The sequence below is a fragment of the Scytonema sp. PCC 10023 genome (genome assembly GCF_963920835.1).
Lineage (GTDB): Bacteria > Cyanobacteriota > Cyanobacteriia > Cyanobacteriales > Nostocaceae > Kalymmatonema.
In genome coordinates this window covers 1-14,256 of the sequence record NZ_CAWUDP010000093.1, presented here as the reverse complement: position 1 = coordinate 14,256, position 14,256 = coordinate 1, and the positions used below count along the sequence as shown (strand labels likewise).

Below are 14,256 nucleotides of genomic sequence, written 5' to 3'. Positions count from 1 at the left end.
TGTGAAGCGAATTACCACATTTTTAGGCATTGTTTTCATTGCTCTACTTTGTACTCTACTCTACCCGCCACTGAGCCATTTGTGGTTAGTTTGGTACAACGCTTTGGGGGGTGCGCTTAAGCTCACAGTTGATTTGTTGCAGATTAGTTTCATTGCCGTTGTCTTCGCCGGACTCCTGGTTCCCCTCGAAGCTTTAGGTTGGTGGGCAGGGTGGTATGGTGATAAAGTTGATACTAAAGGTCGCTTAGGAATATTAGAGGAAGCAATTCCACCGCAAACAAACGTTGTCCGATATGTCATTTACCTTGATGGCATCGGTCAAGCTTCATTCAAGTACTTTCCAGATGGGGACCAGTTTTTACGCTCTTTAGGGGCAGCTTTGCCAGATAATATTGTGATCATTCGAGGACTTATGCCCTACTCAGTCCTCAATCGACCACTTACGGAAGGCAGCGGGATACTGGCGTCCTTTTGGCGTTTCGCGGAACGACGCAGTCAATCCACTAATGGTGGTATATTCAACGCTTTGCTTGCCATGACGATTAATATTCGCAATCTCCTCGTTGTTGCGGTTTCTGCTGACCAACGCTTTGGACCAATTTATAACCAGGGGACGGCGCAGGTCATGTACAATAGCCTGATTAACCACGGTTACAAACCCGGTAGCGGAGTACCGATTACACTGATTGGTTTCAGCGGTGGTGGACAGATAGCAATGGGAGCGCTTTCGTATCTTAAGCAAGCACTAGATCAGGCACCTATTGAGGTTATTTCCTTGGCTGGTGTGATCAGTGGCAATAACAATGCATTGTTGGTAGAGCATCTCTACCATCTTGTTGGTGACAAAGACCCCGTTGAGCGTTTAGGTCCGATTTTGTTTCCAAAGCGCTGGAGGATATTTTTCTTATCTTACTGGAACCGTGCCAAACGCATGGGGAAAATCACTTTTGTTTCACTCGGTCCAGTGGGGCATATGGGTGCTGGGGGTCCTTTAGATGCCAACAAATTTTTAAGCGATGGTCGCAGCTATCTGCAGCAAACGGTTGACATTATGTCAAGTATTTTGCTAGAGGAGTATCCCTACAATCAAGAACTTGTTAAAAAGAAGATTAGCGATTATGAACGGTATCAGGAAGCAGCGTTTAATCGACCAGAATACTATCCTTTAAACCAGTCGGTAAACCCAGAACTTTATCGACCAATTGCCTCTTGGATGGGACGGCTGATTTTACCGCCTAAAGAGCAACGCCAATCAGGTGTTCTGTTTGAAGTGCATCACGCAGATGAGCAACACAAACACTTGGTGGGACAAGTCGTGTATTTGAAATGGATTGACGACCCCGAATCAAAAGTATCGGTTCAGTCAACGAAAAAGGATGTTCACTTCAACGCCGAAGCATTATACAACTACACACAGGGAAAAATCGTTCCGATTCGGATAAATCATTGGCGTCAGGTGACTCCATTGGAATCGCTGGCTGGTTCAAGACCCGATGATGATATAGTTGTGATGCTGCGCCAGCCAGTTGCAGTTGAACAAAACGGGAAGATAACTCTTTACGTGACCAGTGAACCTGTTCAAATTTCTGGACGCTTTTATGCATTAGTGAAGTTTTTGCAGCCCATTCAACAGGGAAGTGAACAATACCGGGTGGTTCATTTCAATCGCAATTCCCGTGACTTTGACTCTGTTGAAGAAGTCGTGCTTTTGCCTGAGGTAATTCCTAATCAAAACGGAATTTCCAACTCAATGAACAGTGGTATCGAAAAGTCTCCCGTCAATGCCTCAGGATGGTATGTTTACGGTGCAAAAAATGCTACTGGGATGTTTGTTGTGCAGGCGATCGCCCCCCGTGCTTTGTTGCGAGTCAAACCCCAAGAGGTGATTGTTGGCAGAAAACCAGCGCGTAAATATCTTAGAAAACGCTCTTGGCGGAATATTACCAAGCATAAAGGACAAATACAATCTGTTTTTTTAAGTACAAGGGGTACGGATATCCAAAAAGCAGTCTCCAAATGGCGTGAAGGTGACTGTGCCTTACTTGTACACGTGTATGGCGGTATAGGTGGCAAAAAACGAGAACCTGCAGCTAAAGCCCCTGTATACTTTGGTCATTCCGCCTATGGAGTGGCAGAAGTGGTGCGGGAACCACTGACAGGAGAGTTGCGCTTTGATATTAAGTACCACCAAGTTTACACTCACAACGGTTATGGGCTGATTGCAGGGACTCTGTCCTGGACTCGTTATATGGGCGATCGCCAGTTTGGTTGGTTGGGAATTCGTCCCGTTTGCGATATCCTGATTAAAATTGATGCTCTGACACAAGACTATGATGCTGATGAAGTCAAGCGCACACCATTGGAAGTTTTGAACCGTCAACTGGAAATCATGACAGCGCGTTACCGCATTGGAGATGGTACCGGTGCAACTTATGTCGGTCCTGCAAACAATTGTTCCCAAGATTCTAACCAGGCATTATATGCAGCGATTAGAGCGATTCAGGTTGCTATTCAAGTCAACCCTACAGAGATTGGGTATGCCATCAAAACCAATCCGCAGTTTAAAAATTGGTTACTCCGCCATCCCGAATATGCCACCAGCTTTAAGCAGTTGGTGAAGTTAGCCAGAGTTCTCAGACATGAGCTATTACCCTTTGGCATCGCACGGGCTGACTGGGAGAACTCTTCTACTACAACTATAGGAAGTTCTCTTGCAGACAGTCCTCTACAACAAGTTTTCAGAGCTTTAGTCAGTTGGCGAACTGTTCTGCCTCGAAAGGCAAGCGATAGCGTAACGCAGATATTTTTTAAACAAGGAGCATCTGTGTGGATACTCAGCACCAGTCAGGTAGGCAACTTAGACCCAGAAATAGCAGCGCTCGCTCCGTTGACTTTTTAGGATTTTACTATTATTTGGTTTGACGAGCATCCATCATAACTCATATCATCATGTGGCTTTTAGTTTCAGCTATAAGTTATAGGAAACTAAACTTCATTTGAGGTAATTTTTTAGAACAACTCATAACTTATGATCTGCTGTGGATATCTCGATTCTCGTAAAAACCTTTATTGCAGTCTTTGTTCTTGCGGATGCAGTAGGTAACATACCAATACTTTTGGTTCTCACCAAGGGCATGGAACCAGAAAGCAGAAACAGAGTTATAGATAAAGCGATATTAGTAGCTATAGGAGTGCTTTTACTCTTTGCCTTTGGTGGTCAATTTATATTACGTTACTTGGACGTCAGCTTGGGGTCTTTGCGAGTCGCAGGGGGACTACTGCTGTTGTTGATTGCCTTACAAATGCTTCAGGGAGAATTAGATACGCCTGTTATTGATCAAGAGCGAGATGTCGCAATTACTCCACTTGCCTTGCCACTGCTAGCTGGACCTGGTACTCTGACATCGGTCATGCTGTTGATGTCGGAATCTCCCAGCCCTCATGTTAGCGTCATCGTGGGTATTGTAGGGGCAATGTTCTCTAGTTGGTTGATTTTGCGTTTAGCGAACGGTATCGACAAGTGGATCGGTGTAGAAGGAGAAGTGATTATCACCCAACTTTTAGGTTTTTTACTAGCAGCACTGGCGGTGGAAATTGGCAGTGCGGGGATCAAGGAGTTGTTTTTTGCTTAGTGAACAGTGCCAGAATACAGCCAATGCCAATACAGTTCAGTTAAGGGTTATTTGTGACAATTCCATGGGTGTAGAGACGCGCCATGGGGCGTCTCTACATAGGTTATTAGCGCTGTAAACCATCTGAACTGAACCTGATTGCAGCTAGTGCTATCCTACAAGCAGGAGATGCTGATTTAGGTATTTGGGAAAAAAATAATGAAGCGCGATGAGGTTTTGGCAATTGTTGCAGCTCATCGGAAGCAGTTGCAAGCAATGGGAGTCAAGTCTTTAGATTTGTTTGGCTCGGTGGCACGGGATGAAGCAGGTCCAAATAGTGATGTAGACTTTTTGGTAGAGTTCGAGCGCGCAGTAGGACTGTTTGATTTCAGTAAGGTACGGCTCTACTTAGAGGATGTTTTGGGGTGTTCGGTAGATATGGGAACGCAGGATGCTTTGAGGGAACATTTAAGAAAACCCGTTCTTAAGGATGTGATTCGTGCCCTCTAGAGACTGGCGGCTTCGTATTTAGGATATTTTAGGCGATCGCGTTAGGTGACGGGGAAGAAAACGAACCGCCAAGACGCCAAGAACGCCAAGGAAGAGAGGAGACAAGGGGACAAAGGGAGACAAATTAATTCCCCCCATCTCCCCATCTCCCTCATCCTCCTCATCTCCCCCATCTCCCTCCTCTTACCCCAGCCCCAACTGCTGCTTTAAGGCTTCTGGAACATTAAGCGCTGTCTCCAACCCTTGCACATCCTCCCACTTTGTATTTTCATCCCAAGAAATGTTTTCGAGGTTTGCGCGGCTAAGGTTTGCGGCGCTGAGATTTGCGCGGCTGAGGTCTGGGTTAATGAGGTTTGCGCCAGTGAGGTTTGCGCGCAGGAGGTCTGCGTTGCTAAGGTCTGTGTCGCTGAGGTTGGCTTCCCTGAGGATTGCGCGGACGAGCTTTGTGCTAATGAGGTTTGCGCTCTTGAGGATTGCACGGACGAGGATTGCGCGGTCGAACTATGTGCCAAAAAGTTTGCGCTCTTGAGGTTTACACGGTTGAGGTTTGCGCAGATGAGATTTGCGCGTTTAAACTGCCGTAATGTGCCTTAACAATTGGTTGGGCGATCGCCAACCCTAATCCAGAACCGCCAGTGCTACCAGAGCCAGCCTCCGGAGGAGCTGAGCGCCAAGGGCGCACGCTTCGCGAACGCTAACACTATTCATCCGATAGAAGCGGTCAAAAAATCGCTTCCAACTTTTCTGAATTGACCACTTGTGGTCTTCCTTGTACTGATAATTATAATTACATCTATTTATGATAAACACTGTTGAAACATGTAATTTATTTAACGTAAAAGTTAAAGATACAAAGCTTAATAAGAACCACTGAGAGGTAAGTAGTGTCTTATGACTCAAAGTCTGCAACATTTTCAACAACAGACTAACATTGATATCCCCTCCAAAATAGATACGGGCAGTGGTAAAGAAACAGAACCCATAGCCATTATCGGCATCGGCTGCCGCTTTCCAGGCGGTGCCAATAGTCCAGAAACCTTCTGGAAACTGCTGCAAGAAGGTGTGGATGCCATCACACAAGTGCCAGCAGACCGCTGGAATGTAGATACTTTTTATGACCTGGATACAGCAAAACCGGGAAAAATACGAACTCGTTGGGGCGGATTTATTGAGAAGATAGACGAATTCGACGCCCAATTTTTCGGGATTTCTCCGCGAGAAGCCTCACGCATGGACCCGCAGCAGCGGCTGCTGCTGGAGGTAGCCACAGAAGCGCTAGAAGATGGAGGGCAGGTGCCGGAAGGTCTTGCTGGCTCAAACACTGGGGTGTTTATTGGAATATGCGGTAGCGATTACAATGACATCCAGTTGAGCGATCGCAATTCGATTGACGCTTACACAAATCTAGGCGGAGTTAACTGTATCACAGCCAACCGTATTTCCTACGTGTTTAACTTCACAGGACCGAGTATGGCTGTTGATACCGCCTGTTCCAGTGCACTGGTTGCAGTTCACCTCGCCTGTCGCAGTATCTGGAATGGAGATTGTAATCAGGCTTTGGCAGGAGGTGTGAATGCACTCCTCAAACCCGAAGCGAGCATCGGATTCAGTAAGGCATCGATGCTCTCTCCTGATGGTCGCTGCTTTAGCTTTGATGCACGAGCCAACGGTTATGTCCGGGCAGAAGGTGCTGGTATTGTAGTCTTGAAGCCTTTATCTAGAGCCATAGCAGATAAAGATCCCATTTATGCCGTTATCCGAGGCACTGCAGTCAACCAGGACGGTCACACCAATGGCATTACTGTTCCCAGCGACAAAGCCCAAGCAGCGGCACTGCGCTCAGCTTGCCACTCTGCGGGAGTGGAACCAGAGCAAATACAGTATGTCGAAGCTCACGGGACGGGAACATCTGTAGGAGACCCAATTGAAGCCAACGCTCTAGGAGCCACAGTGGGCAGCAACCGCCCGCCAGGGGACTATTGCATAATCGGCTCGGTTAAGACCAACATCGGACATTTGGAGTCAGCATCAGGTATTGCAGGTTTAATCAAAACAGCCCTAGCTTTAAAACACTGCCAGATTCCGCCAAATCTTCATTTCCAGACGCCGAATCCCAAAATTCCCTTTGAGGAATTGGGGTTGCGAGTGGCCCAAACCCTACAATCGTGGCCAAACTTAAAAGAACCGCCCCTAGCTGGCGTGAATTCCTTCGGGTTTGGGGGAACGAATGCCCACGTTCTTTTGTCAGGATTAGCAACGGATGCTGTAACGGATATAGCCGATTCAGAGCGCGGTTCTCTTCCTCTGGTATTGCCCCTGTCGGCAAAAAGTCCAGAGGCACTTGTGGCTGTTGCACGAGAAACCCGTGACTTTTTAACTGTTCTTGAAGAGAGCGCTGATGTTTCATTATCGGACATCTGCTACACTGCGAGTCTGCGCCGAGGTCATCACGATCATCGGTTGGCGTTAGTCGTTGATTCCTTTGAAGAACTGGTAGAAAATCTGGAAGCATTTCTGGCGGGAGAAAACCGTCCAGGTATGTCTTCTGGTCACCTAGTTCCAGACTTTGAACCCAAGCTGGCTTTCGTTTTCTCTGGCATGGGACCGCAATGGTGGGCGATGGGGCGTCAGTTGTTGGAGTCAGAACCCATATTCCGAGAAGTCATCGAACAGTGCGACGAATTGCTGCAGCAATATGCTGATTGGTCATTATTGGAAGAACTCAGAGCATCAGAAGAAACTTCCCGCATTAATTCTACCCAAATCGCTCAGTGTTCCATCTTTGCCGTGCAAGTGGCTCTAGCTGCCTTGTGGCGTTCCTGGGGCATTACGCCCCAAGCCATCGTGGGTCACAGTGTTGGCGAAGTGGCAGCTGCCCACGTTGCTGGAGTTCTGAGCTTGTCAGATGCTGTACAGGTTATTTTCCACCGCAGCCGTGTTCAAGCTGGAGCAGCGGGCTTTGGGAAAATGCTAGCTGTTGGGCTGTCTCAACAGGAGGCTGAGCGTGTATTAGCAGGATTAAAATACGAGAGTTGCGTTTCTATTGCAGCTGTTAACAGCCCTAGCGCTGTCACCCTTGCTGGGGATAGCACTGCCTTGTCAGAAATTGCCACATCTTTAGAACAAAAACAAATTTTCTGCCGGTTCCTGCAAGTTGAGGTGCCTTATCACAGTCCCTTCATGGAGCCATTAAAGGCAGACTTAGCACAATCCCTGCAAGAAATCAAGCCTCAAAAGGCTACAATTCCTCTGTTCTCTACCGTTACTAGCAAGCAGGTAGAAGGTTCAGAGTTGGATGGCACTTACTGGGGGCTGAACATGAGGGAGCCGGTTCTTTTTGCAGCGGCAATCTCTGAACTGATTGAAGCTGGTTATAACACCTTCCTCGAAATAAGCGCTCACCCAGTTCTCGCTAATTCAATCTCCGAATGTCTTGCATTAGTTGAGAGTTCAGGAACAGTGCTGCCTTCCCTGCGGCGCTTTGAACCAGAACGTTCCACGATGCTCTCGTCATATGGCAAGCTTTACACCCTGGGATACCCAGTTAATTGGCACGAGTTTTATCCACAACAAGGCCGTTTTGTGCGGCTGCCCTCTTATCCCTGGCAGCGAGAGCGCTATTGGCAAGAGTCCGAAGAATCCCTACAATCTCGGCTAGGAAAAATCGAACTGCGAACTATGTTGGGGCAACAAGTCCACCCCCTTTTAGGAAGCCGTTTGAAATCACTTCAACCGATTTGGGATGCGTCCATTGACAAGCAGCGCCTCCCTTATCTCGATGACCACCGCGTTCAAGGAACTGTGGTGTATCCGGCAGCAGCTTATGTGGAAATGGCTCTGGCTGCAGCATCGGAAATTTTCAAAGAGGGGGCTTATATTGTAGAGGAAATTGAATTTCAAAAGGCACTCTTGTTACCAGAAAGTAGTGCGCTAACACTTCAGTTAAATCTAGAGCCAAACCAGAATTCTTTTGAGATTGGTAGCAATGTCAAAGGTGATCAATCAGAATGGATCCGACACGCGACTGGCAAGCTAACTCGTGTTCAAAATAGCTTTGTCCCCAAGCTTGTTGCGATCAATGAAATTAAGAGCCGGTGCCAAAACGAAATTTCTAAAAGCGATTTATACCGCCAATTCCAGGAAATAGCACTTGAATATGGTCCTTGTTTTCAAGGTATCGAGCAGCTTTGGAGTGGCGAAGGTGAGGCGTTGGCTCAAATCATGGTCAGTAATGCTTTACAAACAGAAGTTGGGGAATATCAGTTGCATCCAGCTACCCTTGACGCTTGTTTCCAGGTGTCGATCGCCACTGTCTCTGTTCAAAAAACTTACTTGCCAGTACACATAGACCGAGTGAAGGTTTATAATCGTCCTGGGCTACAATTGTGGAGCTATGCCCGTTTGGTGGAGGAAAGCGCCACCCGTATCAAAGGAGATATTCAACTAATCGATGATGCCGGAAATGTATTGGTAGAAATTCTCGGATTTGTCTGCCAGTCCCTGGAGAGCAAGCAGGAAAGTTTAGAGAAAGCAGATTACCTCTACGAATACCGATGGGAGATGAAGGCACGTCCCACTCAAGAGTTAGTTCGCCCCACCCCTGATTATCTGCCCTCTCCGATGCAAATCGCTCAGAATCTCCAATCTGAAGCAGCTCGATTGAGCGTGCAATTAGGAAGGAAGCAGTACTACTCGCAGGTAAAGCCACAAGCGGATGCTTTATGTGCTGCTTACATTCTCAAAGCTTTCATGCAACTCGGGTGGGAGCCGAAATTGCATCAACGCGTAAGCGCGGAAACTCTTGCACAGCAGTTAGGCATAGTGTCTCACCATCGGCAACTTTTGGGTCGGTTGTTGGAAATCCTGCAAGAAGAAGGCGTGCTGCGTCAAGTAGATGACCAGTGGGAAGTTTGCAATCTCCCAGAATTGAAAGAACCACAAGAAACTTGGAAAGAACTTTTGGCCCGATTTCCTGCCTATCAAGCAGAGCTGATGCTGTTAGAACGGTGTGGTGAGAAATTGGCTCAAGTGTTGCAAGGTTCTATTGATCCGTTGCAACTGATTTTCCCGGATGGTTCGATGACGATATCGGAGCATCTGTACCAAGACGCTCCGACTTGTCGGATCTATAACCTGCTAGTGCAGAAGGCAATACGAGCGGCACTGGAGCGCTTACCATCAGGACGAAAAGTGCGGATATTGGAAATTGGTGCGGGGACGGGCTCAATGACATCTTACGTGCTGCCAAAACTCCCAGCAAAGCGGACGGAATATGTGTTCACGGACGTTACTCAACAGTTTACCACCTCTGCCCAGTCGAAATTCAGCGATTATCCTTTCATTGAGTACCGGGTTTTGGATATTGAAGCTGACCCAGTTTCCCAAGGATTTGACGCTCATTCATTCGATTTGATTCTGGCAGCGGATGTACTGCACGCCACCCGCGATCTGCGCTCCACCTTGGAGAATGTCAAACAGCTTCTAGCAACGTCCGGGTTACTAATTCTACTAGAGGTGACAAACGCCCCCCGCTTTATGGATCTGGTCTTCGGACTGCTCAAGGGCTGGTGGCTATTTTCCGATCTGGCTTTACGACCGTCACATCCGCTAGTTTCAGAACAAAAATGGCGAGATTTGCTGGCTAATGTCGGGTTTGTTGAAGCGACTGGCATTTGGGATACAGATAGCACTTCTGAGTCTTTGCAAAGCGTGATTCTGGCGAGAGGTCCTCAAGTTCAGCTTGAAACTCAAAGAGAGTCAATCTTTACTCCTAAACCAAAAGAGCAAAAAAGCTGGCTGATTTTTACTGATCGCTCTGGGGTTGGGCAGCAGTTAGCAGAAAGACTGCAAAAACGCTCAGAAATTCCCATTCTCATCTCGCCTGGAAATACATTTTTGCGCCTCGATCCCCATCGGTTCCAAATCCGCCCGGAACATCCAGAAGATATGCAAAAACTCCTGGAAGTTGTGAGTACCAGTCTGCCAGCTTGTCGTAGTGTCGTTCACCTCTGGAGTTTAGACATCACCCCAACAGAAGAAACCACAGTTGCTTCTTTGGAAGAGTCGCTCCCACTGAGTTGTCTAAGCGTTTTGCACCTGGTTCAGGCGTTGGAGCGAGTGGGGAGTTCTCCTCGTCTTGTACTGGTAACCCAAGGAGCGCAGGCAGTCGGAGAATCGGTCAAGTCAGTTGAGGTTGCTCAGTCTCCTTTGTGGGGTTTGGGTCGGGTGATAAACAATGAATTCCCTAAGCTTCAGTGTACGAGAGTGGATATTAGCAACGCCATCGCCCCTGAAGAAATTCAGTCCCTTTTTGCAGAGTTATGGTCAGATGAGGGAGAAGATGAAATCGCCTTGCGGGGTGCAGCACGCTACGTCCATCGGTTAATGCCGATATCGTTAAAAGATATTGCCACAGTTGAGAAAAAGCAAGCATCTTCTCAACCGTTCCGTTTGGAAATCTCCAAACCAGGAATTTTAGACAATTTAATGCTGCGGGCGATCTCCCGCCCAAAACCTGGGCTGGGAGAAGTTGAGATCCAAGTTTGTGCGGCGGGTCTCAACTTCAGAGATGTCGCTAAAGCAATGAACTTGCTGGCTGATGTTAACTTAGAAGGGAATTTCACCGAGAGTTCGCTTGGCTTAGAGTGTGCTGGCATTATTACTGCAATTGGCTCTGGGGTTGAAGGGTTTGAGATAGGCGATCAAGTTATTGCCTTTGCCCCTCACAGTTTTAGTACGCATACAACCACCGACGTCCGCTTTGTGGTACGCAAGCCCACACATATTAGTTTTGAAGAAGCGGCTACAATTCCCGGCGTTTTCCTCACAGTTTACTACGCCCTGCATTATCTGACGCAAATCAGCAAGGGCGAACGCATTCTCATTCATGCGGCAGCAGGAGGTGTGGGTCTAGCCGCCATCCAACTGGCTCAAAAAGCAGGCGCAGAGATTTTTGCCACTGCAGGCAGTCCGGAAAAACGGGAATTTCTGCGATCGCTTGGCGTGCATCACGTCATGGATTCTAGGTCGTTAGCGTTTGCCGATGAAGTAATGGAAAGCACTGGCGGCAAAGGTGTGGATATCGTCCTCAACTCTTTGGCGGGAGAAGCGATTCCCAGGAGCCTCTCTGTGCTAGGAAGATACGGACGTTTTATTGAAATCGGCAAGCGGGATATCGACAATAACAGCAAATTGGGTCTGCGACCTTTTCGCAATAACTTGTCGTTCTTTGCTGTGGACTTAGACCAACTGTGGCATGATCGCCCTGATTTTGTCCGGTCTTTATTCGGGGAAGTAATGAAACAGTTTGAGGAGCAAACCCTTCACCCACTGCCCCATCGGGTCTTCCCCATAAGCAAGGTGCAAACCGCCTTCCGGTATATGGCACAGGCAAAGCACATCGGCAAGATAGTAGTCTCCTTGCAAGATCCAGATGTGGTGGTGGCTCCCGCTGCACAGGAGAAAGTGACATTTCACAATCATGGAACTTACTTGATTACTGGCGGACTGGGTGGGTTTAGTTTAGCAGTGGCTCAGTGGTTGGTCAAAAACGGTGCTAAACACTTAGTCTTAATGGGACGCAGTGGTGCCGCTTCAGCAGCCGCATCTGAAGCTGTAAAAACTCTAGAGTCAGCAGGCGCAAACGTGATAGTTGCCAAAGCAGACGTGAGCAATGCAACTCAAGTGGCTAATGTTCTGACTGAGATTGAACAGTCTATGCCACCATTGCGAGGGATTATTCACGCTGCAATGGTTCTTGACGATGCTGTGATGCTGCAACTTTCTGGGGAACGCTTCGTGAAAGTGATGGCTCCCAAGGTCATGGGTGCCTGGAACTTACACACTCAGACATTAAATACACCGTTGGATTTCTTCGTGAATTTCTCCTCTTTTTCTTCATCTGTGGGGAATCCAGGGCAGGGGAATTATGCAGCTGCCAATGCTTTTCTTGATGCGCTGGCTCACCACCGCAGCACTCGAGGACTGCCAGCTCTGACCATCAACTGGGGAGTCATTGCCGATGTTGGTTTTGTTGCTCGCCAAGGTGAAGTAGGAGAACATTTGCAGCGGGTTGGAGCTAAATCGCTGCCGTCGCTGCAAGCGCTGTCTATGCTAGAAGAATTTTTCCGAGTAGAGGCAGTTCAGACAATGGTGGCACCGATGAACTGGCAGCGGTGGTGCCAGGTTCACGCAGCAGGCGCATCACCGCGATTTTCTTATTTAGTCGGGGAAGAAGCTGTCTGTGAAGAAGCAGGCGATCGCAACAGCGAAAGAGAAACGCTTGGCAACGCCCTTATGGCTGCCAGACCGACAGAGCACCAGCAGTTGGTGGAATCTCGCTTGCTTGAACAAGTTGCACGGGTATTGGGAACTTCTGCCGCCAAGCTGGACAGCTCAAAACCCCTGACCAATTTGGGACTTGACTCCTTAATGGCTGTTGAGCTAAGCAACCGACTCGAGAAAGCTCTGGATGTGAGCGTGCCCACAATGAAACTCATGGGGGGTCTGAGTATTTCTCAACTGGCAAAAGAGTTAGTTGAGCAACTAGCCCCAGCCAGCTCTACTACCGTAGCAATCCAGACACAATCCCACTCCAAGGTTACGGTAGCAGCAACCGATTGGCTCGTCTTCCCCAAACCAAATCCGGATGCCCGCCTGCGCCTGTTCTGCTTCCCGTACCTTGGGGGAAGTAGCTCCGCATTCCTTACCTGGTCGGATGATTTGCCACTAGATATAGAAATCTGTGCCCTTCAGCTTCCTGGAGGAACAGACCGTTTGGGCGAACAGCCATTCGACGAGCTAAATCCTCTTGTGGAAACCCTGGCACGAGTTCTGCTTCCTTATTTGGACAAGCCATTCGCTTTCTACGGTCACAGTCTAGGAGCATTGCTGTGCTTTGAACTTGCCCGTTACCTGCGCCGCGAAAATAGTAAAATTCCCACTCACTTGTTCGTTGGCGCTTGGTACGCTCCCCAACTACCCCATCCATTTTCTTCTATCGCTCAAATTTCTGAGGAGGAGGCGCTCAAAAAAGCAGATCTTATTGATTTACCCCAATCAATTCAGCAAAATACCGAGCTGATGCGGTTGTTGCAACCGACTTTAAAGGCAGGGATTTTGATGCATGAGAATTATATCTACTCACAGGAGTCGCCACTGGATTGTCCGATTACTGCGTTCGGAGGGATGCAGGACAAGGTGATCACCCAAGAGCATCTCTCGGCTTGGCGCGAACAGACTTGCAGCACATTTAAGCTGCAAATGTTAAGCGGCAACCACCTATTCCTGCACAGCGACCAAGAGCTGCTTTTGCAGGCAATATCTGAGGTTCTCACACCAATTCTGAGTTCACTTGTCAAGTAGTTGACAAAAGACTGTTTCTAAAAAGAGTCATAGCTGAGATCTTGCAAGAGTTGCAACAGTGACGAGGCTCAGCCTCCAAACCCTCGTTACCAGGTTGAACCTGGTAACGAGATATTAGAGCCAGAGGCTCTTGTTGAGAATGGTGACTACACCCAACCTAAATGGACACCTAAATAACGCGGGAAGATGGTAGCCACGAAAGTTAAGAGTCAAGGAATTAAGGGAATTGACTCTTAATTGGTATTTATATCGTGGCGGAAATCTGACACGAGCAGTTTTAACTGCCGTGACGTTAAAGATTTTGTTAATCAAGTAAAAACACGTACAAATCATGCGAAAATACTATAAGTGGTGATCAAATACATAGCTCTTTTGAGTTAGGAAGCAAATGCTTAAACCACGTTGTTTTTGTCTAACGTCCACGGCTGAAAGTGCTGGGAATTATTAATTGGTTAGACAAGTAATCAGGGTTGTTTTCATGTAGACGTTTAAACGTCAAGGACGGAGCCGTTCTAGGGTTGGCATGGAAACGATAACCATAAACCACGAGCAAGTAAGCGAGTCCGAAAGCAGGCTGACTGATTCACCCTCGGAGTGGTTCAACCTGTAGCTAGAAAAGTATAACCAGATAGCTATCCTGTGCAAACTTTCCTTGGGCGACAAGTTATACCCGACTTCTAGCCAGAATCCACCAAATTCTATTTGGTGGTGTGGCTCAATATAGCAGGCGCCAGGGCGGTTAGGACGCCAGGTGTAGAACATGCTCCATGGC

At 47.9% G+C, this 14,256-nt stretch carries 6 protein-coding genes; 4 read left to right on the top strand and 2 right to left on the bottom strand.

The annotated features are described in order from the left end of the window. Position 1: 1 nt before the first annotated feature. From ACM0OZ_RS37510 to ACM0OZ_RS37500, 3 genes are all read left to right on the top strand, one after another. On the top strand, positions 2–2,899 hold the full coding sequence (locus ACM0OZ_RS37510) for a CAAX protease (protein WP_414587925.1): 2,898 nt from the start codon (positions 2–4) through the stop codon (positions 2,897–2,899). Between the two features lie 139 nt (positions 2,900–3,038). After that, a complete protein-coding gene (locus tag ACM0OZ_RS37505) occupies positions 3,039–3,632 on the top strand; it encodes a MarC family protein (protein ID WP_414587924.1) in 594 nt (197 codons plus the stop codon). 198 nt (positions 3,633–3,830) lie between these two features. After that, complete coding sequence (locus ACM0OZ_RS37500) at positions 3,831–4,121, top strand: nucleotidyltransferase family protein (protein WP_414587923.1); 291 nt, start codon at positions 3,831–3,833, stop codon at positions 4,119–4,121. Positions 4,122–4,304: 183 nt separating this feature from the next. Here ACM0OZ_RS37500 and ACM0OZ_RS37495 read toward each other — a convergent pair whose 3' ends face one another. Both ACM0OZ_RS37495 and ACM0OZ_RS37490 read right to left on the bottom strand, forming a co-directional pair. Next, complete coding sequence (locus ACM0OZ_RS37495) at positions 4,305–4,610, bottom strand: pentapeptide repeat-containing protein (protein WP_414587946.1); 306 nt, start codon at positions 4,608–4,610, stop codon at positions 4,305–4,307. A gap of 43 nt (positions 4,611–4,653) precedes the next feature. Further along, entirely contained in the window at positions 4,654–4,803 is a 150-nt protein-coding gene (locus tag ACM0OZ_RS37490) for a hypothetical protein (protein ID WP_414587922.1), read from the bottom strand. A 209-nt stretch (positions 4,804–5,012) separates the two neighbouring features. Here ACM0OZ_RS37490 and ACM0OZ_RS37485 point away from each other — a divergent pair, with 209 nt between their 5' ends. Continuing rightward, complete coding sequence (locus ACM0OZ_RS37485) at positions 5,013–13,484, top strand: SDR family NAD(P)-dependent oxidoreductase (RefSeq protein WP_414587921.1); 8,472 nt, start codon at positions 5,013–5,015, stop codon at positions 13,482–13,484. The last annotated feature ends 772 nt before the right edge of the window (positions 13,485–14,256 follow it).

What these genes read in the sequence shown, in the direction of transcription:
- ACM0OZ_RS37500 (WP_414587923.1), top strand. Translation starts at nt 3,831, where the DNA reads ATGAAGCGCGATGAGGTTTTGGCAATTGTTGCAGCTCATCGGAAGCAG.
- ACM0OZ_RS37485 (WP_414587921.1), top strand. Translation starts at nt 5,013, where the DNA reads ATGACTCAAAGTCTGCAACATTTTCAACAACAGACTAACATTGATATC.